Genomic DNA, 25,515 nt, shown 5'->3' on the forward strand with positions numbered 1-25,515 from the left:
AGTAGGCTAGAGGGAAATCCTCAGCCTACTTTTTTTGTAAAGGATTTTGAAACAAGTTTGTAGAATAAGAAAGAAGTGAATAAAGAGAAAGAGGTGATAGGTAATGCTTGAAAAAATCATAAAATTAAAAGAACAAGGACTAACCATTAAACAAATTGCAGAAAAAGTGGAATCGACAGAAGGTAAGGTTAAATATGCCTGGAGTAAATACCGAAAGTCGCTAACGGAAAATAAAACAGTTTCAACGGAATCAGCTGCGGTCACCAAACCTAATAAGAAGAAGGCAGGCGTAACCGTGAGTGCTCCGAAACAAAACGAAATCGTACCGGCATTGACAGCAATCCCTTCATTGGAGCGAGATGCATTTGGAATGGCGACTCATTACGAAGACGACATCATCCATGCGATCGTCCAATCTCCGACATCTGTCTATGTTTACTGGGAATTGTCTGAATTGTCTCGAAAGATGCTTGAGACACATTACCACGCATCATTCGATTCATTCCGAAAAGAAATGCGGATCATTGATGTGACGTTACGTGATTACGAAAAAGGTGAAGCGAATCGTACGTATCAATTTGAATTGCCGGAAATGACGAATACATGGTTTGTCCGTCCGTTGATGCCGAACACTACATACATCATCGAATGGGGTATTCAAACCATCGACGGAGATTTTCTTCCTGTCCTCCGCTCAAAACCAATCGAGACACCACGAGACGAGCCTGTCGTAGATGGACGTTTTGCAGAGGTTGTTGCTCATTGGCAATATGGAGAACTGGAACAACCGGAATGGGTCGAAGTCTTGCGTCCGTATTCCTATTTTGATCGCGTTCGCTGAAGATAACAGATAGAAAGCAGAAGGAGAGGAAGAACAGACATGCGCAAAGGTTATTTTTCATTAGTGTTACATGCCCATTTACCATATATCCGACATCGGGAAGCCCATCGTCTAGAAGAAAGATGGATGTACGAAGCCATCTCCGAAACGTATATTCCATTATTGTGGGAAATCGATCGCTTGGAGCGTCCGCTTGGTTGGACGATCAGTATCTCGCCACCCGTCATTGAGATGTTAGCAGATTCACTCATCCAAGATCGTTACGTGGAGCACCTGGACGATACGTTACGATTGATTGAACAGGAGTTACAACGCGATTTAGGGAACGAGGAACGTGATGCCTTGCTTTTCTATAAAGAACGGTACCACGACTTAAAAGTAACGTTTGAGCATTGGGGCCGGAACTTAAACAGCGCCTTCCGTCATTATAAAGAACAAGGGTATCTTGAGTTGATGACGTGTACCGCGACACACGGATTCAGTCCGCACATGTTGTCGGAACAAGCAGCACGGTCTGAAATCCAAACCGGATTAAACTGTTTCGAACGCCATTACGGCTATCGTCCGACGGGTCTGTGGATGCCGGAATGTGCGTATACGCCAGGTCTTGATAAGATCATGTACGAAGAAGGAATCCGGTATACGTTCGTTGACGAACATTCTATCCTGAATGCGGATCCTGCCCCGAAACACGGGATTGGTGCACCTGTCTATTCGCCGCATGGTGTTGCATTGTTCCCGCGTGATCAAATCATCTCGGGCCGGATTTGGAGTTCGGTCATCGGTTATCCTGGGCATCCGGATTACCGTGAGTTTTACCGCGACCTTGCATATGACCGCGAATGGGATCAAATCGCCGAATTCATGCATCCAGAAGGACTTCGTTACGATACAGGATTAAAACTTCACCGGGTGACGGGCGAGTCGGATCAAAAAGAATATTATGTCCGGGATTGGGCTTGGAAACGGACAGATGTCCATGCGACTGATTTTGCGGAAGCACTTGCCAACCATTTAGATGAGCAGAGCGCACAAGATTTTCCACCATTCCTCGTGACGGCACCGTTCGATGCTGAGTTATTTGGACATTGGTGGTTCGAAGGGCCGGACTTCCTCGGAAAAACGATGGAACGATTCGAAGATTACGGGATTGAGTCGATTTCTCCGGCGATGTTTTTGGAACGTCACTTCCAGGATATCGAAACGGTTCACATTGCGATGGGAACGTGGGGACGCAAAGGTTATGCGGATGTCTGGATCAATGAACGCAACGATTGGATGATCCGTCACTTGCACCAACTTGAAAAACGTTTGGCAGGCGTCGTTGCCCGGAATCGTCATCAGGATGAATTGACGGTGAAAGCCAAACGTCAGTTGATTCGCGAATATCTGCTTGCCGTCTCGAGTGACTGGCCGTTTATTCTCGATGGACAGACAACGGCACAATATGCAGCGAACCGGTTCCGTGAACATATTAAACGATTTGAAGAAACGGAACGTCGTCTCGATGCGCAGGAGCTGACGCTTGATTGGCTAGAAGAGCGGTATGCAGAATATCCGTTCCTCGCTGATACCGACATTGAACCGGATGTCTTCCTGACTCCGCATGATTATTATGTGGCCGTTCAACGTGAGGTATCGTGGAACAGCGAAGCTATTTTACTTGTGACGACGCAATACGATGATTCAAACCGTCCCGTTGCGGAATATGCGAAACGATTAGCCGCATCAGGTGAAAATGTTTATGTCATTACATCAGGGACAGCCGGTTATCAGCATCAAGACGGTGTGCATGTCTATCAGGTCGAGGTCAATGGTCTACCGCTCGTTCAGACGTATAATCAATTGGCCGGCTTAAATCTGGCAGTCTTGCGTCAAGCACAGGCATTGAATAAAATCGTCGAGTTCCGACTTGTTCATAACTTTAATATGGAGACGGCTTCAGCGGCTCAATCCTTTGCTGAAATGAACGGCTTACCACTTGTCAGCAACGTGTATGACTTGGAAAGCGAACGTTCTCCGTCAGGAACAGGTGGGCTTGTCGTAGCAATCAAGCGACTCGAAGGAGAAGCATTACGTCATTCAGACGTCATTTATCTCGAGCGAGAAGAAGCAAGAAACGGGATCGAACATGATTATCATGTCGCAAAAGAACTGCGTACATTCCAGGTGGACCTTGAAAATCCATACCAGCATGTAATGAATCCAAAAAAGAACGGATGAACAGTTGCAATTCACTTCCTTTCTTGGTACGATACTTGAGTATGCTTAACCTTATGTAAAGCAAAAATACTTGATACATCGAGAGCTAGATAGGAGGGAATCCCATGCGCGTTAAAATTACTTTGGCTTGCACTGAAACTGGTGACCGTACTTATATCACTAAGAAGAACAAGCGTAACAACCCAGAGCGTCTTGAGTTGAAGAAATACAACCCACGTCTCCGTAAGCACACACTTCACCGTGAAGTAAAATAATTGAGATGGAAGCCGTCACCTTGTGTGATGGCTTTTTTGTTGAATAAGGGGGATTCGCAAGATGGAAAAACGGGAAATTCGGCGATTTATTACAGATCAGTTAAATCAGTTAGAGCATCGTGAACAAAAAGAACAGCAGATTTATGATTATTTGTTTGCTTTACCGGAGTGGAAAAATGCTCAATCCATTGCCATCACACTTTCCTTTCGCAACGAATGTGCGACAGAGCCGATTATTTTGAAGGCCTGGGAACTGGGGAAACAGGTTGTCATTCCGAAAGTCATGCACCAGGAGATGCGATTTTTTGAATACTTACCGAACAGCCCATTGATAGAAACAAAGATGGGCATTCGGGAACCGGATGACCAGGCGGTAGAGAGGTCTTTGAGTGCAGTGGACCTTTGCATCGTTCCGGGACGGGCGTTCACACGTCAAGGCTACCGTGTAGGGTGGGGAGGCGGTTTTTATGATCGGGTATTAGCTGATTATCATGGCCATACGTTAGCGGTTGCGTTTGAGCGTCAACTGGTTTCTGCGTTCGAAGTGGAACCCTTCGATCAACCGGTTCAGCAGATTGTAACCGAGTCTGAGGTCGTTGTATGCCAGTAATCTACGGTATTTTATTTTGTTTTTTCCTCGGCTATATCGGATACCGGCTGCGTTTGCTGACCATCAGCGGCAGTATTTGGACGCTTGTCGTCGGGGCGCTTGTCCTGTCCGGATTCGGTTACCCCGGGCTTCTGATGTTATTGCTTTTTTTCGGCAGTTCCAGTCTGTTGTCGAAACTTGGGAAACGAAGAAAACAGTCGGTGAATCAAATCGTCGAAAAAGACGGACCGCGTGACGGCTGGCAGGTTCTTGCGAACGGAGGGATCGCAGCGTTGGCTTCGATGGGATTTCTCTGGACAGAACACACATCGTTTCTTGTCTTATTTTTGATCGTGCTGGCTGCGTCAAATGCCGACACATGGGCTTCTGAAATTGGTCCTTTGTCAAAAAAAAATCCTTTTCTCTTAACGGGACGGCGTGTACCGGCTGGAACGAGCGGCGCAATTTCAATCCTTGGGACGACCGCAACGATTGTCGGCGCCTTGTTCATAGCGACAGCAGGCGATCTACTGTTCGACTTATCGACGGACATCTGGTTGTTGGTGACGTTAGGCGGCATCATAGGAAGTTTGTTTGATACATTGTTCGGCGGGACGGTCCAGCGGAAATTTCGATGTGTGGTTTGCCTCAAAGAAACAGAAAAACGTCTTCACCACAATCAACCGACTCTTTATGTAAAGGGATGGAAATGGCTTGGGAATGACGGAGTCAACTTTTTGTCGAGTACGTTAGCCGGAATGTTTGGTTTTATTGTGTATCGAATGTGGTAAGTGGAAATGGAAGATGTCGCTTTTCCTTATGTTAGGATATTATTGACACAAATTAGACAAGATGTGAACGGTTTCATAAATACCTAAACTTTGTGAAAGATGTTACAATCTATTTGTGAGATAGTTAACAAACTTTTAAATTACCTTCAGAAGGGTGGATATAAAGGATGGAATTACATGCGAAAGTGACACGTGTAGCGTTAATTGGTGCGGGGGCTGTTGGTTCAAGCTTTGCCTATCAGATGTCGACGGCGGGATTGTGTGAAGAATTGGTGATCATCGATGTGAATAAAGCCAAAGCAGAGGGCGAAGCGATGGATTTAAATCACGGGACACCTTTCAGTTCTTCCCCGATGCGCATCTGGGCAGGGGATTACTCAGACTGTAAGGATGCGGAAGTGATTGTTATCACGGCAGGGGCGCCACAAAAACCGGGCGAAACCCGACTCGATCTTGTTGCTAAAAATGCGTTGATCATGAAAGAAATGATACGCCAAATCATGGAATCTGGTTTTGATGGCATCATCGTCGTTGCATCTAACCCGGTTGACATCATGGCTCATCTGGCATGGAAATATTCCGGTCTTCCAAAATCCCGTGTCTTTGGATCAGGTACGGTTCTTGATACGGCCCGTTTGCGTCAAATGCTCGGTGAATACTTCCATATCGATTCCCGTAATGCGCATGCCTACATTCTTGGAGAGCACGGGGACACGGAATTTGCAGCCTGGAGCAACTCACGGATCTATGGTAAAACGATTGATGAATTGTTAGCGGAAAATGATCGTTACTCTCAAGCGGATCTTGATCAAATTTATATCAATGTCCGGGATGCAGCGTATCACATCATCGAACGAAAAGGGGCGACCTATTATGCGATTGGTCTTGGACTTGTTCGAATCGTCCGGGCGATTCTCGGAAATGAGAACTGTCTCTTAACGGTCGGAGCACATGTCGACGGACAGTATGGGATTTCCGGTATCCATATCGGTGTACCCGCAATCATCAACCGGCAAGGTGTTCGGGAAATCATCGAAGTTTCTTTAACGGAAGAAGAACTTAAAAAATTCCATCACTCAGCAGAAGTGTTGCGTCAAACGATGGAACCTGTTCTCCGTTAATATTGAGCCGACCGCCTAAAGCGAAAAAATCATTCTTTTTCGACAAATCGAAAAGGAGTGATTTTTTTTGTGCTGAAAATTCCGGATTAAACTAGGTTTTATTTTACTAGAAAAAGGTTATGTAAAGGATAGAAGAGTTTCTCATGTCATATTGTCTAATAGTAAAAACGCATAAAGGGGAGAAAGACAGTCATGTATACATTTCGGAAGTTAACGAAAGAAGATGCAGAACAGTATTGGAGTCTTCGACTGGAAGGATTAAAAAATCATCCAGATGCGTTTGGTCATTCGTTTGATGATGAACAACAAACACCAATTAAAGATGTTCAAGAAGGGCTGGAAGGCGATCCGGATTCGGATGAAGTATGGCTCGGAATATTTGACGGTGAAAAGTTATTTGGATTTGGTCAGGTCAAGCCGTACGAATTATCACGCGAGTCGCATAAAGCGATGATTTCTGGTGTGTATGTGTCACCGGATTATCGTGGCGGAACAGGACGTGCTCTAATGGAAGCGTTGATTGAAGAGGCAAAGCAACTTCCTGATGTCGAACAAGTCATCCTGGCAGTGCTTTCCGGCAATGAGGCCGCTCAGAACCTGTATGAATCACTGGGCTTTGAAGTATACGCGGAAGATCCGGACTCCGTTAAACTGGAAGATGGAACATACCGCGATGATATCTGGATGAAAAAATACGTCTAATGGAGGATGAATCAATTCCTTTTTAAAATTGGTTCGAAGGGAAGATTAGACGTATGAAAAGTCGTAGAGTCAATGTAAATTGAATCTACGACTTTTTTTATTCAGCAGGAAGGCAATCGAAGCAGTGAATGAGTACCCGCCTGTTCCATCTTTTGGTATCATATAAAGGGAAAAACATTCGAAAAAAGGAGTGAAACACATGCAGGCAGTTGTTCAGACGATTCGTGACTTAGTGGAGATTCCTAGTCCGACGGGATTCACCGTTCATGCACTTACATATGTAGAAAACCGGTTCAAAGAAGAAGGGATTACATATAAAAAATTAGAAAAAGGGGCTTTGCTTGCCATGTTGCCGGGGCAGTCGTCGCGGATTCGGTTACTGACAGCACATGTCGATACGTTAGGGGCGATGGTGAAGGAAATCTTACCAACCGGTCGTCTCAGTCTATCGCAGCTTGGCGGCTATGCGTGGACAGCTATTGAGGGAGAAAACTGTTTAGTTCATAAAATGGATGGACAAACCGTTTCCGGAACGATTGTCTTCCATCATTCAAGTGTCCACACGTCACGTGTGACGAATACGGAAGAACGGAGTGCGACGAATATCGAGGTCCGACTCGACATCCGTTCGACAACGGCAGAAGAAACAAGGGTTGCCGGAATCGAAGTAGGTGACGTCGTAACGTTTGATCCACGGTTCGTTCATACGGAAACGGGATTCGTAAAATCACGTCACCTTGATGACAAGGCGTCTGTTGCTTTATTGTTGGAGCTCGTCAAGAAATGGAAAACGCTGACGTTACCGCATCCTGTCCACATTCTCATCTCCAATTATGAAGAAGTGGGCTTTGGAGGAAATGCCGGTTTTTCAGAAGATGTCGCGGAATATATCGCAGTCGACATGGGAGCGCTTGGAGAAGGACAACATTCGGATGAGTACACGGTTTCGATTTGTGCAAAAGACGGTTCCGGTCCGTATGATCTTGCGTTACGTCATCAGTTCACACGTTTAGCGCAACAGCATACGATTCCATACAAAGTGGATATCTATCCCTATTACAGTTCGGATGCTTCAGCGGCCGTCCATGCCGGACATGATGTCCGGCACGGATTACTCGGTCCCGGGATTGAATCGAGTCATTCTTACGAACGGACACACGAGACATCCCTTCAAGCCACATACGATTTACTCGATGTATTTGTAAAGGAGCCGATGAACGATGAAAACACTTTATGATGTTCAGCAATTGCTCAAATCATATGGAACGATTGTGTACCTCGGTGACCGGGAATCGGATATTGCGATGATGATGCTTGAACTGGACGAACTTGAGCAGGCCGGTGTGCTGGAAAAAAAACAATATGATTCCGCAAAAGTGATTTTAGCATACGAACTACAACAATCGAGAAAAGCATGAAAAGCTTGCGCAACCCTTTGCACAAGCAGATGAATCGGCTAAAATAAAAGGGAAGAATTTTTTATCATGAGGGAGTTATGACGATGAAGTGGTTACTGGGTGTGGATATCGGTGGAACGACGGTCAAGATGGCGATTCTGGATTTACAAGGAATCATCGTAGAAAAATGGGAAATTGAAACGGTCATCTTAAATGATGGCGGACAAATTCCGGGAGACATCGCCCGTTCTTTCTTTGAAAAATGTCAGCAAAGCAACAAGCGGGTCGAAGACTTTGTCGGCGCTGGAATCGGTGCGCCGGGATTCATCGACTTTAATACGGGTGTCGTCGAAAAAGCGGTCAATATCGGTTGGAACAATTTTGAACTCGTCGGAGAGTTTGAACGTTTAACAGGATTGCCCGCTGTGATTGAGAACGATGCGAATGCAGCGGCGATCGGTGAGATGTGGAAAGGGGCAGGGAGCGGAGCGACAGAGCTGCTTGCCGTCACACTGGGGACAGGTGTTGGTGGTGGTTTAATCACCAACGGACAAATCGTTCACGGAACAGTCGGTATGGCCGGTGAAATCGGTCATATCACGATGTTGCCGGAAGGTGGCGTCCTGTGTGGTTGCGGCCGTAAAGGTTGTTTGGAAACAATTGCTTCTGCAACGGGTGTCGCCCGACTGGGTCTTGAAAAACGAAAAGGACAAATTACTTCTTTGAATAATATCAAAGCGGTTACGGCAAAAGATGTATTTGAAGCCTATTCGCAAGGGGATGCGGTAGCGACGGAAGTTGTCGAAGAAGTGACATTCCATCTTGGACTTGCTATTTCGAATTTGGCAAACAGTTTTAATCCTGAGATCATTGTCATCGGCGGTGGTGTTTCAAAAGCCGGCGATGCGTTGATGACTCCTTTAAAGGAATCGTTCGAACGATTTGCTTTACCTCGTGTCTTTGGATCAACGACCTTCAAAATCGCGGAACTCGGTAACGATGCCGGGGTCATTGGCTGCGCTTGGCTAGCCAAACAAATGTTTTTAAAAAAGTAATCATATGATTTATTTTTAAGAAGATTCGAGAAATCGAATCTTTTTTTTGTTTACATACGTAATAAAAGTATGTGATTGTAAAGTATCGACCGGATTCCGGTTGCATTTTTGTAAAAGTAAGCGTAAAATTTTCACGTGATACGGGTATAAATAGAATATGACATGTAAGACGTGTAAAAGTTCGATTAAAAAGGACACACGTATATTAGGAGGCAGGTTTTTATGCAGCAAGACTCAAGCATCTGGTCGCGTATGCGGCTAAAGGTGGGTCAAGGTGTGCGCAGCACGTATAAGGAGCACAAGCTCTTTTGGATTGCGACACTTCTGATTTGGTTAAAAACATATTTAGCGTATACGCTCTTTTTCAATGTGCCGGTCACCAATTCGGCACAGGCATTCATCTTACTGATTAACCCAATCAGTTCGGCACTGTTTATGTTTGGATTCAGTTTCTTCTTCCGTGGGAACGTTCAAAAATGGTTCATCTACGGGACCCTTGTCGTGGCGACATTCGTCCTGTATGCGGATATCATTTTCTTCCGTTTCTTTAATGATTACCTGACATTACCGGTTCTGTTCCAAACATCGAATGCAGAGACGGTTTCAGCGTCGCTCGGTTCATTGTTATCATGGGCGGATCTTCTGATTGTCGGGGACTTATTGATTCTTCCGTTTTTCTTACGGAAAATGGATATGTCGAAAAATATCGCGTCGCGTGGACGTGCGATTCTCGCTTTCGTTGCAGCGACAGCCGTTTTCCTAGGCAACCTGGCACTTGCGGAAACAGAACGCCCAGAATTACTAACACGTGCGTTTGACCGCGAACTGCTCGTCAAAAATATCGGAACGTTTAACTTCCATATGTACGATGCGTTGATTCAATCGAAAACATCAGCGCAAAAGGCAATGGCCGACAGTTCTGAGCTTTCTGAAGTTCAAAACTTTGCAGATTCAAAGTATGCTACACCAAATCCGGCAATGTTTGGGAAGTACAAAGGGAAAAACGTCATCGTCGTTTCATTTGAGTCGGCTCAATCGTTTGCTGTCGGTTTAAAAGCACCGAATGGGCAGGAAGTCACACCGAACCTTAATAAACTGATCAAAGACTCGCACTATTGGGATAATTTCTATCACAATACAGGACAAGGGAAAACATCGGATGCCGAGTTTATCTTGGAAAACTCGATTTATCCACTTGGTCGCGGATCAGCATTCTTTACAAACGGCGAAAATGAATTCCGTGCCACACCTGAAATGTTAAAAGAAGACGGCTATTATTCAGCTGTATTCCATGCAAACAACAAATCATTCTGGAACCGCGATATCGTGTACAACAGTTTCGGAGTCGATCGTTTCTTCTCGGAAACCGATTACGATTTAGGTAATCCAGAAGATTTAACAGAATGGGGACTACTGGACGACAAGTTTTTTGAGCAATCGTTACCGATGCTAAAAGATCTTCCGCGCCCGTTCTACTCGAAATTCATTACGTTGACGAACCATTATCCGTTCGAAATGCCGAAACCGGAAGATGAGCTCGTGCCACCACTTGAAACGAGTTCGACGACATTAAATCATTATGTTCAAGCACTCGCATACCAAGATATGGCGCTCGGTAAGTTCATCGAAGGATTAAAGAAAGACGGCACATGGGATGATACGATTTTCATGCTGTACGGCGATCATTACGGAATCTCGACGAATCACAATGCTGCGATGGCAGAATTGTTGAAAAAAGATGAGTTAACACCGTATGATGTTGCTCAATTGCAACGTGTACCATTTGTCATCCACTTGCCTGGGCAAGACAAAGGCGTCAAACATGATGATGTTGCAAGTCAAATTGACATCAAGCCGACGTTGTTAAATCTGCTTGGTTACAATTTCAAGGATGAAGTATTGTTCGGAACGGATCTGTTCTCAAAAGAACATAAAGATTATGCATTGTTCCGAGACGGTTCTGTCGTAACTGATAAGACAGTCTACACACAAGAGACATGTTATGACCGTAAAACCGGTGAAGAAGTCACGGATGAGAAAGACAGCGCAATCTGTAAAGAGTCTGTCAAACAATCTGAGAAAGAACTAGGTTTATCGGATAAAGTCATTTATGGCGATTTGTTGCGTTTCTTACAAACGTCTAAATAATCAAAAAGACGGGAGCGATGTTAAATCGTTCCCGTCTTTTTTGAGAGAGTAGACAAAAAAAGATCAGCTTTCCGTTGTGGAAAGCTGACCTTTTTTTTGTAAAACATGATTATGACGGAATTCCGCCGAAAATCAATGTCGCAATACCAAACCAACCGAATAAGATTACAGTCAGTCCAGCAAATACGAGTGGAAACATTTGACGTTTCTTAAGTGAACGCAAGACGGCCCAAACACCGACGAGTGCAACGATAAAGAAAAGCCAACCGATTGGTTGATCCAAATGCATGACGTACTCCCCCTTAAAAAATCACGTTATGAAGTTCACGAAGATTTCACTTAAATCTCACTTTTTAGTTTAGCCGACTGAGCGAATAAAGTCGAGAGGGCGGGCGACGAACTTTCGACAATTTCGTGTATAGTAGAGAAGAATATCAACAAAGGAGTTTGATGAGATGGAAATCGTAAGTATTACTTCAGGTATGGCTTCGGAAAACGGCTATCTTCTTTTTAAAGACGGGAAATGTCTCGTCATTGATCCGGGAACCGAAGATATACGTTTTTTTGACGAAATTGAAAAGCGCGGTGCAAAGGTCGAAGCAATCCTTTTGACGCATGCTCATTTTGATCATATTGGTGGTGTGGATATGTTGCGACGTTTTACGTCTGCACCTGCCTATATTCATCCAAAGGAAATGAAATGGTTATCGAATCCGAACCTCAACGGGTCCATCAAGTTCAATATGCCGCCTTTAAAGGTGAAACCGGCCGAACAGTTACTGGCAAGCGGTCTGCTGGAAATTGGACCATTCCAGTTTCATGTCATGGAAACACCGGGGCATTCACCGGGCAGTGTCACGTTTTATTTTAAAAAAGAGCAGGTCGCCTTTGCAGGTGATTTGATTTTCAAGCGCAGTGTCGGTCGAACCGATCTCGAAGGCGGCGATCAAGAAGTACTGACGCGGTCCATCGACCGTGTCATTGCAGAGATTCCACACGATACGATGTTTTATCCGGGGCACGGACCGGAAACGACGTTACGGCAGGAAATCAAACACAATCCATTTTTTTAAGGAAATATAAAAAAGCCCCTCGTCTTCATTCGAAGGCGAGGGGCTTTTTTGTTCACATTTGGAAATTGGACCAATACGTGAAGACGATAAAGAATACTGTTAAGTACGCTGCAAAAATGTAGACATACGTTTTTTCAGTAAGGCGAAGATAGCCTAATGCTGCAAAGAATACTGTTTGTGCCAAGAAGACGAAGCCCATAACTAAAAATGAATCCGTATGTTCACTTGAGCTAGCATCTCCACCTAGAGCGCCGATAAATGCCATGACTGCAATGATTCCAGTCCAAAATCCGAGTACGCGGTACATTCTCCCCATTCATATAACCCCCTAAATCCGACAGATAGTCAATATACGTACTTATTTTACCAAGCAAACAATCATCCGTCCATCATGTTCTAGTGTTTGTTAAGGAATAACTGTGAACAAAAGATGAAGTTTGAAAAAAACTTGTACAATAGTTGTACAAAAGGTGTACAAAACGAAAAAGGCATGGTATAGTTTCTGTAATGAGAAGCGTAGATTTTGAGAGGAGGAGCAATAATGGCGAATGAGTTGATATTTTTCACATATCCAAGCTGTACATCTTGTCGTAAAACGAAATCATGGTTAAAAGAGGAACATGTTGATGTAGAGGAACGTCATCTGTTCAGAAATGCTCCAACCGTAGATGAATTGATGGAATTACTAAAACTTTCAACGGATGGAATCGAAAGTTTACTGGCAACACGCAGTCAGGCTTTTAAAGATTTAGGGATCGATGTTGATGACATGAAACTAAGCGAACTACTTCGTTTGATGAGTGACAATCCTAAATTATTGCGTCGCCCAATCATTACTGACGGGAAACAACTTGTAATCGGATATGATAAACCAGGACTCGAAACACTTGCGAAACGTAAGAACCGAATTATTGCTCAAGTATCTTAAAGAAGCCGATTTGTTTCGGCTTCTTTTTTTTTGTATTTTTTGAATAAGGAGGTGCTGGATTGAGAAAAGAGATCAGTCGATTGATTCATCAATTTGAAGCAGTCGGTGCGACCGATGTCCACTTTATTCCGGGTGACCGGTCGGCCCAAGTCATTTGTCGGGCGAATGGAGGGTTGGAAGAACAATCCTCGGTATCAATTGAACAGTATCGGACGATTGTCAGTCACATTCGTTATGAAGCCAACTTAAAGGAGCAAAATGAACGAATCCCTCAAAGTGGCCTCTATCCTCTTGAAGAGAGCGGAATGCGTGTCTCCATCTTACCGAGTCGATATGGTGATGCCATGTCCTGGCGTTTTTACCGTGCGGTTGTTTCGGATGAGGTTGCGGCAAGCTTGCTTGATCCCGAACAGGATTTGATCTGGTTAAAACAGCAAACACATGGATGCATCATCATTTCCGGAACGACAGGCGCAGGAAAGACAACGATGTTGTACTCATTAATGGCCTCAATGGACGGGAAAAGGATCATCTCGGTCGAGGATCCAATCGAATGTAGCGTACCGGGGATTTTACAACTGGAGTTAAATGCAAAGGCTGGTTTTGACGCAACCCGGTGTTTTGAAGAAATTCTCCGGGCCGATCCAGACTGGATTGCTTTCGGCGAAGTGAGAACAGCTGAGGCAGCACGGTTGACGATCAATGCGGCACTGAGTGGTCATGTCGTTTTGTTTACCTTGCATGCAGGATCGATTGAAGAGGCCTTGTTGCGATTAAGAACGTTAGGAGTAACAAATGAAGAATTGTCCGTCTGTAAAAAAATCATCCACTTGTACCGGGAGGAGGGAGACGTTCGCTGTACCGTCGAAAACTTACAAGCGCTAGTAAATGTCGGTTCTTAAATCGATTTCATCGTCTCTTATCTAAAGGAATCTCGACAAAAGAGGCACTGGATATATTGGTCCGTTTTGAAGATCCGTTGCTCATTCCGGTGATTCATGAGATTCAAGTCCGACTGCAACAAGGCAATCGACTCTCCTTTTCCCTTGAACCGTTAAAACTGCCGACAGCTTTACAACAATTACTTACAGTAGGAGATCAGACGGAACGTCCGCTGATGATTTTACGACAAGTCATTCGGTTACTGGAGCTTGAAAGTCAGATGAAAAAGAAATTTTGGAAGATGGCCCGTTATCCGATTGTCTTGGCAGCCAGTCTGTTGCTACTGTTCATGTTTTATGCTCTTTATGTGTTTCCTTCCTTATTGGAGATGTCGAATCCGGCTACCTTACCTCCATTCGTTCGTCCCCTCCTTCATTCTTCAGCAAAATATGTCATGGCGTTTGCTCCTGTCACGACGGTGATCGGACTTGTTCTCCTGATTCGGCATATTCCGATGAAGCGTTTGCTTCGTATGAAGATGATTCAAAAAATGCTGCGTTTGTATTACAGCTACTTGTTTACAATCGAGGTCGGTTCTTTTATCGATGCCGGATTTTCATTAGAAGAAGCTTTTCATGCTTTGGAACAAGGGCAAACCGGAAAAAAGAAACAGATGTATCAGGTGCTGCACCACCGCCAAAAAAGTGGTCAACCGTTATCGGAGGCAATGCAGGATGAAAATATCATTGATGTCGAAACTGTCGGATTAGTTCATATTGCGCGGGAAAGTGGTGATTTAGGTCCTTTATTACTGGAGCAAGCGGCATTATTGCATGAATCAATTGAGGAAGAAGTCGAAAAGAAACTGTTATTGATTGAACCGGCATTGTACGGAGGATTAACCGTTATGACAGGAACACTGTTTTTAATCCTCTACTATCCGATTCAACTCGCTATTCAGCAACTTCCATTTTAAAGAGATGAGGAGTCAATCAAATGAAACGTTTTATTCAAAATCAACGAGGATTCACTTTACTTGAAATGGCAGCCGTCCTGCTGATCATTTCCTTACTTTTACTCGTTTTGATTCCGACCATGACGAGCGGGAAAGACCAGGCGAAAGGAGTCAGTTGCGAAGCAAACATCCGTGTCATCCGCTCCGAGGTAAATCTTTATTATGCGAAAGAAAAAACGTATCCGGAATCACTGCAAACCATCAATCGGGGGACAGCGGAAAAACCAAACGAACTTGCTTGCGATCAGGAGACCTATACGTATGATGCGAAGACTGGAGAACTTACGAAAGTTAAATGACGGATTTACGTTAATTGAAATGACCGTTGTACTGGTGATGATCGGATGTCTTTTGATATTTTTATTACCAACCGTCATCGATCGAAGACCGGCCCTGTATACGCTGGAACAAGACATTGGAATCCTCAAACAGGATGTTCAGACCCTACGATTGATTCAATATTCTAAAACGGGTGACCAAAATCAGATGCAGCTCCGCTGGAAAAATGACGGCAAAGGATATTTCATCATGGCGAACGATCGCCTGTTATGGCAACGGACATTTCAACCGGGTCACGCCTGTATCGTTCCTTCGAACGGACGGATCATTTACTTTAAAAGTTATCATTCGACGTATGCGTCGACCTGGGTGTGTCAATCGACGACACAAGCGTTTGAAATCAAATTTTTACTCGGCAATTATCAAATGGTGATTCAAAAAACGAGGTAAATACCGTGGGGAATAAAAACATTCAGCAACAGGGATTCACGCTTTTGGAAGTCGTTTTATCGATGGTTGCCATCGCTTGTTTCCTGGTGCTCGCAATCGATCCTCTGTTGTCTTTTCAAAAGCAAAAAAATCAATTGATGGTCGAAACACGCCGTCTCGATCAAATGGCGTCTGATCAAATCGCAGAAAGAAGAACAGGCTACGACATTACAGAAGGGATGTGGTGTAGTGAAGAGGTCTGTTTGGCGAGCTCAATCCGGAACGACACTCCTCGAAATTTCATTGGTCCTTTGGCTGAGCCCGCTGCTGTTGATTAGTCTGATTGCGATGACACAAATCGTCAGTACCGTGCATCACGAGCAACCGATGGAAGAAGAATTATTTTTTCATACGATTGAGCGACTGATGTGGCGGAGTATTTCGTGTGAAAAAAATGGTGATGAAGTTCGCGGCGTAGACGTTGATCCGAAAGAGGATCCGGTCAAATGGCGGCTCGTCCGTGTACAAAATCAAATCCGATTAAAAAAAGAATTTGGAGGCGAACTGACGTATGCCCACGATGTAACGCATTACCAAGTCCGCCAGGAAGGACAGACGCTCATTTTCGAACTCAATCAGCGTCAACGAACCGTTCAGTGCAAGAAGGCGGCTTCATCCTGATCCAAACCCTGTTGTTGCTGCTTGGAATAGGCGTGGCCATCCTGCTAGGGTGTCATCAGATGGATGAAGCGGTGAAACAGGTTCAGTTGGAGAAAGAAGCGCTACAACTCGAGTCGCTCGTGCGAGCCGCAACAAAGGACTGTCGTCAAGATGAAACCGTCCAGTATCCGATTGGTCAAGTTATCTGTACACGGACAGATAAAGGCTTTAAAATGGAAGCGATACTAGATAATGGACAGAGAATCGAGGCGGTTGTTTCGAATGGATAAGGTTTATTTGATTGGTTTTATGGGAACTGGTAAAACAGCGATTGGACGTAATCTTCAAGTGCATTATCATGTCGAAGAACTGGATGAGCGCTTTGTCCAGGAGTATGGTTCGATTACGGAGTTCTTCGCAAAACACCGTGAAACAGGATTCCGGGATCGGGAAGTCGAATTGTTACGAAGTAGTGAAGCGGAAATTGTCGTCACGGGAGGCGGAATCATCGAGCGTTTGGAAAACCGGACGTTCATGAAAGAAACCGGAATCGTCATCTGGATTGATACGCCATTCCATTTGGTCTGGAATCGAATCAGGACAGACCCATCCCGTCCGCTTGTCAAATCTCGGATGACAGTCGAAAAATTATTTCGGAGACGTCGACCCATCTATGCGCGGTTGGCAGATATCCGCTTAGATGGTAAGAAGTCTGTCCGGGAACTGGCAAAAGAAATCGAAACGATATTGGAGGAGAACGTATGATTTGGATCAATCTCGGAATTATCGTCTTAGCAATCATCGGTTTGGTGATTTATGGGCTAAGCCTATACAAAAAGAAGATTTCAAAAGATGTGACAGTGATCAAGCAACTACTGGAACGTTTTTCCATTCGTCAACAAACGTTGCAGACGAATATTGATCATACGACAAGCCGAATCAATCAAATCAAAGGAAACGTCGATCATTTGGTCGCGGAGGGGAAACGAGTGGAGCAAGGAGGACGTCAACTCATTGCTGAAGGACAACGTCTTAAAACAGAGGTTGAACATACTGCAGGGCTTAAACCATTTTGAAATGGCTTTCATCGGCTGAATATGAAACAATAGGAGAGAAGGGACTTTGTCCTTTCTCTCTTTCCTTTTGTTCAATTTCCGAATAAACCTAGAATAAAAGATTTTAAATTGGTAGAATGTAATTGAAAGTTGAACAATAAAGAGAAAAGGAACTAAAAATGTTCGTAATTAGGGGGAAAAGTATGAGTCAGACGACATTGAAGAGAACGCCATTGTTCGACATCATTGCACCAACGGGGAAAATGGTCGATTTTGCAGGGTTTGAAATGCCAGTTCTGTTTTCATCCATCAAGGAAGAGCATACAGCGGTGCGGGAACGTGTCGGAATGTTTGATGTATCCCATATGGGCGAGTTGTTTGTTTCCGGATCAGATGCGTTAGCATTTCTTCAACAGACGTTGTCCAATGACATCTCGAAGATTGCGATTGGGCAGGCGCAATACAATGTTTTGTGCCAGGAAGATGGTGGGACAGTAGACGATCTATTGGTTTATCGTTTAACAGAACAGGACTATCTGCTTGTCGTCAATGCATCCAACATTGAAAAAGATGAAGCGCACTTACGTCAGTATTTAAAAGGGGACGTGTTGCTTGAAAATCAATCGGATGCCTATGGGCAAATTGCCGTTCAAGGTCCAAAAGCGGTTGAAGTGTTGCAGGGACTGACGACGCTCAATCTCGAAGACATCAAATTTTTCCGTTTTGCGCAAGGAGAGTTGGCCGGAGTCGATATGCTGGTATCACGCAGCGGGTATACAGGAGAAGACGGGTTCGAACTGTACATGCCGTCTGCAGACGCCTCGACAGTCTGGAAAGTGTTATTAGAAGCGGGTGTCGTACCGTGTGGGCTGGGTGCCCGGGATACGTTACGATTTGAAGCATGTTTGCCTTTATACGGCCACGAGTTATCGGCGACGATTTCACCGATTGAAGCAGGAATGGGGTTTGCCGTCAAACCACAAGTGAAGTCGTTTGTCGGATCGGAAGCTTTGTTGAAACAGAAAGAAGACGGTCCGCGCCGCCGATTAATCGGTCTTGAACTTCTTGATAAGGGGATTGCTCGTCAAGACGCTTCGGTTCTAGTGAACGGAGAACCCGTCGGATTCGTTACGACCGGTACATTACCACCGACAATCGGTAAAGCCATTGCGTTAGCACTTGTACCTACGGAATATGCGACTGAGGAAACGTTCGAAGTCGAAGTACGCGGAAAAAAACTGGCGGCAAAACGAATCGACACACCATTCTATCGCCGGAGCAAATAAGGGGGACATAAAAGATGGATTTTCGTTATTTACCGATGACACAAGAAGATGAAAAAGAAATGTTACAGACGATTGGTGCGGACTCGATTGAAGACTTGCTTGCCGATATCCCGGCGAGTGTACGCGATCAAGGAACTTTGGAAGAAGTGGGCATTCCCTTACCGGAAACCGATTTGATTCGAACGCTCTCAAAACTTGCCGATCAAAACATGAACACGAAGCAGTATCCGTCTTTCCTTGGTGCTGGTATCTATGACCACTATGCACCTGCTGTCGTGAACCATATGTTACTCCGCTCTGAGTTCTACACGGCCTATACGCCGTATCAACCTGAAATTTCACAAGGGGAGCTGCAGGCGATTTTTGAATACCAAACGATGATTTGTGAATTGACGGGAATGGATGTCGCCAACTCTTCGATGTACGACGGGATTACAGCACTGGCTGAAGCGGCAATGCTTGCCTGTGCCCATAAGAAAAAGAAGACAATCGTTCTTTCAGATGGTGTGCATCCGGAAGCACACGATGTCGTGCGGACCTACGCAAATGGTCCGGGACTTGAAGTACAGACATTACCGCTCGTGAATGGTGAAACGGCGATCGCGAACCTGGATGCACTCGATGATGTCGCGTGTGTCATCGTGCAATATCCGAACTTCTATGGACGTGTCGAAGATTTACAAGCATTAGCAGACGCGACGCATGCAAAAGGCGGGTTATTCATCGTCTCGGCCAACCCACTTGCACTCGGCTTATTAGAAGCACCGGGTAAGCTTGGGGCGGATATTACAATTGGGGATTGCCAACCGTTCGGAATTCCACAGAGCTTTGGTGGACCGACATGCGGGTATTTCACGACGACAAAAGCGTTAATGCGAAAAATCCCTGGACGTCTTGTCGGTCAGACGGTGGACGAAGACGGAAAACGTGGTTTCGTCCTGACATTACAAGCGCGTGAACAACACATTCGCCGCGATAAAGCGACTTCGAATATCTGTTCGAACCAGGCACTGAATGCTTTAGCGGCCTCCATCGCGATGAGCGCACTAGGAAAGCGCGGGATTCGTGAACTGGCAACCCGCAACCTTCAGACGGCCTACGCCTTGAAAAAATCATTGATTCAAGCAGGTTTCCACATCGTGGACGACGGTCCGAGCTTCAATGAATTTGTGGTTGAATTGCCAATCGATGCGACAGAAGCCGGCAAACAGTTGTTGCAAGCCGGAATCATCGGTGGTCTGCCACTTGGTACGTTTGACGACAGTCGGAACAAACAAATGCTTGTTTGTGCGACGGAATTACGGACGAAAGAAGAATTGGATCAATTCGTGACTGCGTTAGGAGGACTGACTCATGCATAAAACTAGTGAACAGACATTGATTTTTGAAATCTCAAAAGCTGGTCGTGTCGCCTACAGTTTACCGCTTCCGACGGTCGACGAAGTAGCGGCGGAAGATTTATTGCCTGCGCATTTGCTACGCCAAGAGGACGTGGAGTTGCCGGAAGTATCTGAACTGGATCTTGTCCGTCATTATACCGCCCTTTCGAACCGAAATCACGGGGTCGATTCCGGTTTCTATCCGCTTGGTTCATGTACGATGAAATACAATCCGAAAATCAATGAAGATATGGCACGTCTCCCGGGATTCGCTCATATCCACCCATTGCAACCGGTTGAGAGCGTACAAGGTGCTCTTGAACTGATGTACGACTTACAAGAGAAACTGGCAGTCATTACCGGTATGGATGAAGTGACGTTGCAACCGGCAGCAGGAGCCCACGGTGAGTGGACAGGACTGATGTTGATCAAAGCATACCATCATGCGCGGGGAGATTTTAAACGGACGAAAGTTCTCGTTCCGGACTCAGCTCACGGAACGAATCCGGCATCGGCTTCTGTTGCTGGTTTTGATACGGTGACGGTCTTATCTGACGAGCGCGGATTAGTCGATTTAGCTGATTTAAAGAGTAAAGTTGGAGAAGATACGGCAGCGTTGATGCTGACGAATCCGAATACACTCGGCCTGTTCGAATCGGATATCGTCGAGATTGCGAAAGCGGTCCACGAAGCCGGCGGAAAACTGTATTACGATGGTGCGAACTCTAACGCGATCATGGGAATTGCGCGTCCTGGGGACATGGGCTTTGATGTTGTCCACTTGAATCTCCACAAGACGTTTACAGGTCCTCACGGCGGCGGTGGTCCTGGTTCAGGTCCGGTCGGTGTCAAACATGACTTGATTCCATATCTGCCAAAACCGATCGTGGCGAAAACGGCAGATGGTTTTGTACTCGATTACGACCGTCCGGAATCAATCGGCCGCGTCAAACCGTTTTATGGAAACTTCGGAATCAACGTCCGGGCCTACAGTTATATCCGGACGATGGGAGGCGCAGGGCTTGCCCGCGTTTCGAAAGAAGCCGTCTTGAATGCCAATTACATGTTGGCACGTCTGAAGGGTGCATATGATGCTCCTTATGATGTCTATTGCAAACACGAATTTGTTCTGTCGGGACGTCGTCAAAAAGCACTGGGTGTCCGGACGCTAGATATCGCCAAACGCCTGCTTGACTTCGGATATCACCCGCCAACGATTTACTTCCCGTTGAATGTCGAAGAATGTATCATGATCGAACCGACGGAAACAGAATCGAAGGAGACGCTTGATGCATTTTGCGATGCGATGCTCCAAATTGCGAAAGAAGTCGAAGAGACGCCGGACGTCGTCTTGAACGCACCGCATACGACGGTCGTCAAACGTATGGACGAGACATTAGCAGCACGTAAGCCGATTTTACGTTACCAGCCGAAACAGGAAGTTCACGTCTAAACAAAAAACCATCCCGCATCTTAATTGACAGGGATGGTTTTGTTATGAAGTAAAAGGAATCAGCTGCGTTTGACTTTTCCGGTCCATTGCTTGAATCCGCCTTTAAGTTGATACAAGTTCGTATAACCGGCTTTTTTCAAGACTTTGGCCGCTTGCGATGAACGCATGTTGCCTTGGCAATACAAATAAATCGGCATATCCTTACGTAATTCTTTCGAACGCATTTTCATCTGACTGACCGGTATGTTACGCGCTCCGATGATGTGACCGCCTTTAAATTCCTGTGTCTCGCGGACGTCTACGATTTGTGCTTTCCGGTAGTTTGCCCGGAATTCCTCTTGTGAGAGCTTCGTGATTCCTTTGACCGGCATGAAGCGCCAGACGATATAAGCAATCAAGGCTACCCATAAGACGATCGTGATGATTGTACTGATTTCCATATCTAAGTTCCAACCCCTTCGTTCATATAACATCTTTACCATTATAGTAAACGAAATCGATTTCGGCAATCGACTCGTCGTTGCGCAGGATAGAAAGGGTCTGATACACTAATACGGAAACGTTTCTGGGGGTGTTCACTTGATCAGAGAGTGGCAAGTATTGACGACGGAAAGAATGGAACCGGCATTGAACATGGCGATTGACGAAGCCTTAATCGGTTTTGTCGGCCGAGGCGAAGTCGCACCGACGCTTCGTTTTTATTCGTGGGAACCAAGGGGATTAAGTGTCGGTCATTTTCAACGGGCGACAAAAGATATTGATCGCAAACGGATCGAAGCACTGGGTATTCCAATCGTTCGCCGGATGACCGGGGGACGAGCTGTCTTACACGCCGACGAATTGACATACAGTGTGATTCTTCCTGAACAGATGGAAGGCGTCCCGAAAACCGTCATTGAAAGTTACCGGATGCTGACAGAAGGAATCCGTAAAGGGTATCATCATTTAGGGATTCCTGTTGAATTTTCGGTTCCGATGACAGAAGAAGAAAAAGACGAATTGCGAAAACCGAAGTCTGCTGTCTGTTTTGATGCCGCATCGTATTATGAACTGGCAGTCGGAAAACGGAAAGTGGCCGGAAGTGCGCAAGTCCGTCATCAAGGCGTCGTGTTGCAACACGGTTCTGTGCCGCTGTCTGTCGATGAAGGGGAATTGTTTGACTGTTTTATGTACGAAGATGAAACGATGCGTGAACGGATGAAAGCACGTTTTGCCGGAAAAGCGGTTGCCTTGAATGAGCTTGCTGGACGTTCTGTCTCATTCGAAGAAGTTCGTCTTGCTTTTGTAAAGGGATTTGAAGATGCACTTCAATTGACCTTCACCCCGCTAGAGTTTACAACGCATCAATGGCAGGAAATTGAGCGGTTGGCAGAGAAGTACCGTAGTGAAGAATGGAACTGGAAGCGCTAAAGAGATGGATTGGAAGGTGATGTCGTGCCGACTCCGAGCATGGAAGATTATTTAGAACAAATCTATATTTTGATTGAAGAAAAAGGATATGCCCGTGTATCCGATATTGCAGAACTGTTAGGTGTTCATCCGTCCTCTGTGACAAAGATGGTCCAGAAGTTGGACCGGGAAGAATATCTCGTGTATGAGAAATACCGTGGATTGATGTTAACGGCAAAAGGACGGAAAATCGGGAAGCGCCTTGTCGAACGTCATGCGTTGTTAGAAGATTTTCTGCGCCTCGTCGGAGTGGATGAATCTTTGATTTACAAAGATGTGGAAGGAATCGAGCATCATATCAGTATTGAAGCACTCGATAAAATCAACGGAATGATTCAGTTTTTTGCCGAACGTCCGGAATTACAAGCGGAATTTCAAAAACATCAGCAAGTACACCCAGAAGAATGAGTGTACTTGTTTTTTTGTCTCATTCTTCTTAAAAGACGAACGATTTTTAATTAAATGTCATTATAGTACGGTTAATGGGGAGGCGGATATGCTATACTGACCGTGAAATCATCGAAGGGGGTGACGGATGGATCTCCATCCGGTTATGGAAATCGTGATTAAAGAGAAGTTAGTATCGGAATCAGAACTTGCGTCAAAAGTAAAAGATCTTGCTGCTGCAATTGAACGTGACGCGGCAGGTCGACAAATTGTTTTAGTCGTCGTATTAAAAGGTTCAATGGTCTTTGCTGCCGATTTGATGCGCGAAATCAAAGGTAGTGTCCAAATCGATACAGTCGCCTGTTCTTCTTATGGCGCCAAAACGGTTTCGTCCGGACGCGTCCAGTTGAAAAAGGACTTGGATCTTGATGTCGAAGGGAAATACGTCGTCGTCGTCGAGGATATCATCGATACCGGTCATACCTTAAGTTTCTTGTGTGAACACATGAAGCTGCATAAACCGGGTGTCTTGAAAATTTGTACGTTACTCGACAAGCCGGCACGACGGGAAGTACCGCTCGATGCCGATTATGTCGGATTTGAGATTCCCGATTATTTTGTAGTCGGTTATGGTATTGATTGTGCCGAGGAATACCGGAACCTGCCGTACGTCGGTTGGGTCGAGACGGATTAAAAAAAACAGTAGCTGTGTAGCCTTATCGGCACACAGCTACTGTTGATTTTGTTTAAAAAGCACGTTTTTTCTTTTTACCCTTTTTTCCTTCAATGACAGTCAAGTGTGGTGCTTTTGACCGGTCACGAAGGGGACGCACTTTATTAGATGTGGCCGTTTTCGTCGTTTTGACCGGTTTCTTCTTAAAATCTGTCCGGCGGGGAGAGGGGTTGTTCTTGGCATGCATTTTTTTAGACTGCGCAACAGATTTTCGATATTGAGAGTTCGTTCCGCTGCTGACGCTATTTCGTGTTAAAAATTTAAACAGCAAGAAGATGATTCCAGCTGTAATCGCAAAAAACAGTAATTGTGAAAACAGACTACCGGGATCATTAGCAAGCTTATATCCAAAGCCGACGAACGCAAACAGTAACACGACAAGTGCGAATGTAGAGCCAATCCGTTGTCTAATCATATTATCACCCCTGTTATCAATTAACCAAGTGCATTCTCATGTAGGTTATGTTCCTGTTTTTCGAGTGCTTCAAACGCGTAAATCGCAACCTCGATTTGAGAATCATCCGGTTCTTTCGTCGTCAAGTACTGTAACCACAGGCCGGGTAAGGCGATGACGCGTAACCCTCTAATGTTTTGCGCTTTATTTGTTAATTGTAAAACTTCAAACGAAAGACCGATGACGACAGGCAACAAGGCAATCCGACAAACAAGACGTAACCATAATGGATCGGTCGGTACGATTAAATACACGAAAAATCCGACGATGACAGTGAAAATCAAGAAACTCGAACCACACCGGTAATGCAAACGGCTGCTTGTCCGGACATTTTCGACCGTCAATGTCTGGCCGCTCTCGACACAGTTGATGACTTTATGTTCCGCACCATGATATTGAAACAGTCGTTTGACGAGCGGGGTCAAGGAAATCAGATAGAGGTAACTGAACAGCAAGGTCAACTTGATCAAGGCTTCCAGTACGTTTTGAATCAAATGTCCGGATAACGCCGGGAAGTAGCTGAAAAGTGAGGCTAGAAACGCAGGTAATAACGTAAACATCAATTTTCCGAAAAAGAACGACAAAACACCGAGTACAGCGACGCCGAGCCATTTCGTCAACTGGCCTTGGGAAGCGTCTTCCGGCTCTTCTTCACCCGGATTGACACCGTAACGGTCACTGGCGAAGTTCATATGGCTTGCTCCGTTTGCTGAAGACTCGACTAAAGCGAACAATCCGCGGATCAAAGGGATTTTTTTACCGACGGCAATCCGTGGTCGACTTGGTTTTTTTTGTTCGAATGTTTCAATCGTATCGTCATTTCGGCGAATGGCTGAGACGGCATGTGTAGCATTTTGGAACATGACACCCTCGACGATGGCTTGTCCACCAACGGGCGCTTGAGCAGTTTTCATAGAGAAACGCATCCCATC

The 25,515-nt window shown here is 45.3% G+C and carries 33 protein-coding genes; 28 read left to right on the plus strand and 5 right to left on the minus strand.

Translation table 11 applies throughout. The features are described 5' to 3' along the window. The first annotated feature begins 103 nt into the window (after positions 1-103). From HNY42_RS05895 to HNY42_RS05945, 11 genes are all read left to right on the plus strand, one after another. On the plus strand, positions 104-841 hold the full coding sequence (locus HNY42_RS05895) for a DUF4912 domain-containing protein (protein WP_188005246.1): 738 nt from the start codon (positions 104-106) through the stop codon (positions 839-841). A 39-nt stretch (positions 842-880) separates the two neighbouring features. After that, positions 881-3,064, plus strand: coding sequence for a glycoside hydrolase family 57 protein (locus HNY42_RS05900; protein ID WP_188005247.1), 2,184 nt, complete (start codon positions 881-883; stop codon positions 3,062-3,064). Between the two features lie 104 nt (positions 3,065-3,168). Next, entirely contained in the window at positions 3,169-3,318 is a 150-nt protein-coding gene (gene rpmG, locus HNY42_RS05905; protein ID WP_012369771.1) for a 50S ribosomal protein L33, read from the plus strand. A 61-nt stretch (positions 3,319-3,379) separates the two neighbouring features. Beyond that, positions 3,380-3,928: a 5-formyltetrahydrofolate cyclo-ligase gene (locus HNY42_RS05910; RefSeq protein ID WP_131503159.1), complete on the plus strand. Its 549-nt coding sequence runs from the start codon at positions 3,380-3,382 to the stop codon at positions 3,926-3,928. After that, entirely contained in the window at positions 3,919-4,698 is a 780-nt protein-coding gene (locus HNY42_RS05915; protein WP_131973190.1) for a DUF92 domain-containing protein, read from the plus strand. Before HNY42_RS05910 ends, HNY42_RS05915 begins: the two co-directional genes overlap by 10 nt. Positions 4,699-4,865: 167 nt before the next feature. Continuing rightward, positions 4,866-5,819, plus strand: coding sequence for an L-lactate dehydrogenase (locus HNY42_RS05920; protein WP_188005248.1), 954 nt, complete (start codon positions 4,866-4,868; stop codon positions 5,817-5,819). A gap of 192 nt (positions 5,820-6,011) precedes the next feature. Further along, entirely contained in the window at positions 6,012-6,521 is a 510-nt protein-coding gene (locus tag HNY42_RS05925) for a GNAT family N-acetyltransferase (RefSeq protein ID WP_114596370.1), read from the plus strand. 199 nt (positions 6,522-6,720) lie between these two features. Beyond that, positions 6,721-7,758: a M42 family metallopeptidase gene (locus HNY42_RS05930; protein WP_131503156.1), complete on the plus strand. Its 1,038-nt coding sequence runs from the start codon at positions 6,721-6,723 to the stop codon at positions 7,756-7,758. Continuing rightward, a complete protein-coding gene (locus tag HNY42_RS05935) occupies positions 7,742-7,939 on the plus strand; it encodes a YqgQ family protein (protein ID WP_131503155.1) in 198 nt (65 codons plus the stop codon). Before HNY42_RS05930 ends, HNY42_RS05935 begins: the two co-directional genes overlap by 17 nt. A gap of 77 nt (positions 7,940-8,016) precedes the next feature. After that, on the plus strand, positions 8,017-8,973 hold the full coding sequence (locus HNY42_RS05940; RefSeq protein WP_188005249.1) for an ROK family glucokinase: 957 nt from the start codon (positions 8,017-8,019) through the stop codon (positions 8,971-8,973). A 222-nt stretch (positions 8,974-9,195) separates the two neighbouring features. Next, on the plus strand, positions 9,196-11,121 hold the full coding sequence (locus HNY42_RS05945; RefSeq protein ID WP_131503153.1) for an LTA synthase family protein: 1,926 nt from the start codon (positions 9,196-9,198) through the stop codon (positions 11,119-11,121). A 109-nt stretch (positions 11,122-11,230) separates the two neighbouring features. On the opposite strand, the gene HNY42_RS05950 is transcribed toward HNY42_RS05945, so the two are convergent. Further along, positions 11,231-11,410 (minus strand): DUF2759 domain-containing protein, encoded by a 180-nt coding sequence (locus HNY42_RS05950; RefSeq protein ID WP_012369780.1) that lies wholly within the window; start codon positions 11,408-11,410, stop codon positions 11,231-11,233. A 166-nt stretch (positions 11,411-11,576) separates the two neighbouring features. Between HNY42_RS05950 and HNY42_RS05955 the strand changes: the two genes are divergently transcribed. After that, positions 11,577-12,194 (plus strand): MBL fold metallo-hydrolase, encoded by a 618-nt coding sequence (locus tag HNY42_RS05955; RefSeq protein ID WP_188005250.1) that lies wholly within the window; start codon positions 11,577-11,579, stop codon positions 12,192-12,194. Between the two features lie 52 nt (positions 12,195-12,246). Here the strand turns inward: HNY42_RS05955 and HNY42_RS05960 are convergent, their stop codons facing one another. Beyond that, on the minus strand, positions 12,247-12,510 hold the full coding sequence (locus HNY42_RS05960) for a DUF2626 family protein (RefSeq protein WP_012369782.1): 264 nt from the start codon (positions 12,508-12,510) through the stop codon (positions 12,247-12,249). Between the two features lie 225 nt (positions 12,511-12,735). On the opposite strand from HNY42_RS05960, the gene HNY42_RS05965 reads away from it, so the two are divergent. The 13 genes from HNY42_RS05965 (at position 12,736) to gcvPB (ending at position 21,560) form a co-directional block, all read left to right on the plus strand. Then, positions 12,736-13,122, plus strand: coding sequence for a Spx/MgsR family RNA polymerase-binding regulatory protein (locus HNY42_RS05965; protein WP_012369783.1), 387 nt, complete (start codon positions 12,736-12,738; stop codon positions 13,120-13,122). Between the two features lie 59 nt (positions 13,123-13,181). Then, entirely contained in the window at positions 13,182-14,024 is an 843-nt protein-coding gene (locus HNY42_RS05970; protein WP_131503150.1) for an ATPase, T2SS/T4P/T4SS family, read from the plus strand. A 29-nt stretch (positions 14,025-14,053) separates the two neighbouring features. Continuing rightward, positions 14,054-14,980 (plus strand): type II secretion system F family protein, encoded by a 927-nt coding sequence (locus HNY42_RS05975; protein WP_131503149.1) that lies wholly within the window; start codon positions 14,054-14,056, stop codon positions 14,978-14,980. A gap of 20 nt (positions 14,981-15,000) precedes the next feature. Then, the gene (locus tag HNY42_RS05980; RefSeq protein WP_131503148.1) at positions 15,001-15,318 is read left to right on the plus strand and encodes a competence type IV pilus major pilin ComGC; all 318 of its coding nucleotides are present in this window, start codon (positions 15,001-15,003) and stop codon (positions 15,316-15,318) included. Further along, a complete protein-coding gene (locus tag HNY42_RS05985; protein ID WP_131503147.1) occupies positions 15,281-15,748 on the plus strand; it encodes a prepilin-type N-terminal cleavage/methylation domain-containing protein in 468 nt (155 codons plus the stop codon). The genes HNY42_RS05980 and HNY42_RS05985 overlap by 38 nt, the downstream gene beginning before the upstream one ends. 5 nt (positions 15,749-15,753) lie before the next feature. Then, the gene (locus tag HNY42_RS05990; RefSeq protein WP_188005251.1) at positions 15,754-16,065 is read left to right on the plus strand and encodes a PulJ/GspJ family protein; all 312 of its coding nucleotides are present in this window, start codon (positions 15,754-15,756) and stop codon (positions 16,063-16,065) included. Then, positions 16,058-16,408, plus strand: coding sequence for a hypothetical protein (locus tag HNY42_RS05995; protein WP_255508426.1), 351 nt, complete (start codon positions 16,058-16,060; stop codon positions 16,406-16,408). Before HNY42_RS05990 ends, HNY42_RS05995 begins: the two co-directional genes overlap by 8 nt. A gap of 59 nt (positions 16,409-16,467) precedes the next feature. Next, entirely contained in the window at positions 16,468-16,677 is a 210-nt protein-coding gene (locus HNY42_RS06000; protein ID WP_251138681.1) for a hypothetical protein, read from the plus strand. Beyond that, positions 16,670-17,152 (plus strand): shikimate kinase, encoded by a 483-nt coding sequence (locus HNY42_RS06005; RefSeq protein WP_188005252.1) that lies wholly within the window; start codon positions 16,670-16,672, stop codon positions 17,150-17,152. Before HNY42_RS06000 ends, HNY42_RS06005 begins: the two co-directional genes overlap by 8 nt. Then, positions 17,149-17,463, plus strand: coding sequence for a hypothetical protein (locus HNY42_RS06010; protein WP_114596360.1), 315 nt, complete (start codon positions 17,149-17,151; stop codon positions 17,461-17,463). The genes HNY42_RS06005 and HNY42_RS06010 overlap by 4 nt, the downstream gene beginning before the upstream one ends. A gap of 182 nt (positions 17,464-17,645) precedes the next feature. Further along, complete coding sequence (gene gcvT / locus HNY42_RS06015) at positions 17,646-18,728, plus strand: glycine cleavage system aminomethyltransferase GcvT (RefSeq protein WP_131973186.1); 1,083 nt, start codon at positions 17,646-17,648, stop codon at positions 18,726-18,728. Positions 18,729-18,742: 14 nt separating this feature from the next. After that, positions 18,743-20,089 carry an aminomethyl-transferring glycine dehydrogenase subunit GcvPA gene (gcvPA, locus tag HNY42_RS06020; protein WP_131503142.1) on the plus strand — a complete coding sequence of 449 codons (1,347 nt, stop codon included), beginning with the start codon at positions 18,743-18,745 and terminating at the stop codon, positions 20,087-20,089. Next, a complete protein-coding gene (gene gcvPB, locus HNY42_RS06025) occupies positions 20,082-21,560 on the plus strand; it encodes an aminomethyl-transferring glycine dehydrogenase subunit GcvPB (protein ID WP_131503141.1) in 1,479 nt (492 codons plus the stop codon). Before gcvPA ends, gcvPB begins: the two co-directional genes overlap by 8 nt. 59 nt (positions 21,561-21,619) lie before the next feature. Here the strand turns inward: gcvPB and HNY42_RS06030 are convergent, their stop codons facing one another. Beyond that, positions 21,620-22,000, minus strand: a complete 381-nt coding sequence (locus HNY42_RS06030; protein ID WP_114596356.1) for a rhodanese-like domain-containing protein — start codon at positions 21,998-22,000, stop codon at positions 21,620-21,622. Between the two features lie 139 nt (positions 22,001-22,139). Here HNY42_RS06030 and HNY42_RS06035 point away from each other — a divergent pair, with 139 nt between their 5' ends. The 3 genes from HNY42_RS06035 to hpt all read left to right on the plus strand — a co-directional run bounded on the left by HNY42_RS06035 (position 22,140) and on the right by hpt (position 24,090). Next, positions 22,140-22,970, plus strand: a complete 831-nt coding sequence (locus HNY42_RS06035; RefSeq protein WP_131503140.1) for a lipoate--protein ligase family protein — start codon at positions 22,140-22,142, stop codon at positions 22,968-22,970. A 24-nt stretch (positions 22,971-22,994) separates the two neighbouring features. After that, a complete protein-coding gene (mntR, locus tag HNY42_RS06040; protein WP_034770295.1) occupies positions 22,995-23,417 on the plus strand; it encodes a transcriptional regulator MntR in 423 nt (140 codons plus the stop codon). Between the two features lie 145 nt (positions 23,418-23,562). Continuing rightward, positions 23,563-24,090 carry a hypoxanthine phosphoribosyltransferase gene (hpt, locus tag HNY42_RS06045; RefSeq protein WP_131503186.1) on the plus strand — a complete coding sequence of 176 codons (528 nt, stop codon included), beginning with the start codon at positions 23,563-23,565 and terminating at the stop codon, positions 24,088-24,090. A gap of 52 nt (positions 24,091-24,142) precedes the next feature. Here the strand turns inward: hpt and HNY42_RS06050 are convergent, their stop codons facing one another. Next, the gene (locus HNY42_RS06050; RefSeq protein WP_114596354.1) at positions 24,143-24,544 is read right to left on the minus strand and encodes an SA1362 family protein; all 402 of its coding nucleotides are present in this window, start codon (positions 24,542-24,544) and stop codon (positions 24,143-24,145) included. Between the two features lie 20 nt (positions 24,545-24,564). Next, positions 24,565-25,497 carry a DUF1385 domain-containing protein gene (locus HNY42_RS06055; RefSeq protein WP_131973183.1) on the minus strand — a complete coding sequence of 311 codons (933 nt, stop codon included), beginning with the start codon at positions 25,495-25,497 and terminating at the stop codon, positions 24,565-24,567. Positions 25,498-25,515: the final 18 nt, after the last annotated feature.

The sequence above is a fragment of the Exiguobacterium sp. Helios genome (assembly GCF_014524545.1).
GTDB lineage: Bacteria > Bacillota > Bacilli > Exiguobacteriales > Exiguobacteriaceae > Exiguobacterium_A.

Coding starts and splice junctions, on each gene's coding strand:
- HNY42_RS05895 (WP_188005246.1), top strand. CDS start 104: ATGCTTGAAAAAATCATAAAATTAAAAGAACAAGGACTAACCATTAAA.
- HNY42_RS05900 (WP_188005247.1), top strand. CDS start 881: ATGCGCAAAGGTTATTTTTCATTAGTGTTACATGCCCATTTACCATAT.
- rpmG (WP_012369771.1), top strand. CDS start 3,169: ATGCGCGTTAAAATTACTTTGGCTTGCACTGAAACTGGTGACCGTACT.
- HNY42_RS05910 (WP_131503159.1), top strand. CDS start 3,380: ATGGAAAAACGGGAAATTCGGCGATTTATTACAGATCAGTTAAATCAG.
- HNY42_RS05915 (WP_131973190.1), top strand. CDS start 3,919: ATGCCAGTAATCTACGGTATTTTATTTTGTTTTTTCCTCGGCTATATC.
- HNY42_RS05920 (WP_188005248.1), top strand. CDS start 4,866: ATGGAATTACATGCGAAAGTGACACGTGTAGCGTTAATTGGTGCGGGG.
- HNY42_RS05925 (WP_114596370.1), top strand. CDS start 6,012: ATGTATACATTTCGGAAGTTAACGAAAGAAGATGCAGAACAGTATTGG.
- HNY42_RS05930 (WP_131503156.1), top strand. CDS start 6,721: ATGCAGGCAGTTGTTCAGACGATTCGTGACTTAGTGGAGATTCCTAGT.
- HNY42_RS05935 (WP_131503155.1), top strand. CDS start 7,742: ATGAAAACACTTTATGATGTTCAGCAATTGCTCAAATCATATGGAACG.
- HNY42_RS05940 (WP_188005249.1), top strand. CDS start 8,017: ATGACGATGAAGTGGTTACTGGGTGTGGATATCGGTGGAACGACGGTC.
- HNY42_RS05945 (WP_131503153.1), top strand. CDS start 9,196: ATGCAGCAAGACTCAAGCATCTGGTCGCGTATGCGGCTAAAGGTGGGT.
- HNY42_RS05950 (WP_012369780.1), bottom strand. CDS start 11,410: ATGCATTTGGATCAACCAATCGGTTGGCTTTTCTTTATCGTTGCACTC.
- HNY42_RS05955 (WP_188005250.1), top strand. CDS start 11,577: ATGGAAATCGTAAGTATTACTTCAGGTATGGCTTCGGAAAACGGCTAT.
- HNY42_RS05960 (WP_012369782.1), bottom strand. CDS start 12,510: ATGGGGAGAATGTACCGCGTACTCGGATTTTGGACTGGAATCATTGCA.
- HNY42_RS05965 (WP_012369783.1), top strand. CDS start 12,736: ATGGCGAATGAGTTGATATTTTTCACATATCCAAGCTGTACATCTTGT.
- HNY42_RS05980 (WP_131503148.1), top strand. CDS start 15,001: ATGAAACGTTTTATTCAAAATCAACGAGGATTCACTTTACTTGAAATG.
- HNY42_RS05985 (WP_131503147.1), top strand. CDS start 15,281: ATGATGCGAAGACTGGAGAACTTACGAAAGTTAAATGACGGATTTACG.
- HNY42_RS06000 (WP_251138681.1), top strand. CDS start 16,468: ATGGATGAAGCGGTGAAACAGGTTCAGTTGGAGAAAGAAGCGCTACAA.
- HNY42_RS06005 (WP_188005252.1), top strand. CDS start 16,670: ATGGATAAGGTTTATTTGATTGGTTTTATGGGAACTGGTAAAACAGCG.
- HNY42_RS06010 (WP_114596360.1), top strand. CDS start 17,149: ATGATTTGGATCAATCTCGGAATTATCGTCTTAGCAATCATCGGTTTG.
- gcvT (WP_131973186.1), top strand. CDS start 17,646: ATGAGTCAGACGACATTGAAGAGAACGCCATTGTTCGACATCATTGCA.
- gcvPA (WP_131503142.1), top strand. CDS start 18,743: ATGGATTTTCGTTATTTACCGATGACACAAGAAGATGAAAAAGAAATG.
- gcvPB (WP_131503141.1), top strand. CDS start 20,082: ATGCATAAAACTAGTGAACAGACATTGATTTTTGAAATCTCAAAAGCT.
- HNY42_RS06030 (WP_114596356.1), bottom strand. CDS start 22,000: ATGGAAATCAGTACAATCATCACGATCGTCTTATGGGTAGCCTTGATT.
- hpt (WP_131503186.1), top strand. CDS start 23,563: ATGGAAATCGTGATTAAAGAGAAGTTAGTATCGGAATCAGAACTTGCG.
- HNY42_RS06050 (WP_114596354.1), bottom strand. CDS start 24,544: ATGATTAGACAACGGATTGGCTCTACATTCGCACTTGTCGTGTTACTG.
- HNY42_RS06055 (WP_131973183.1), bottom strand. CDS start 25,497: ATGAAAACTGCTCAAGCGCCCGTTGGTGGACAAGCCATCGTCGAGGGT.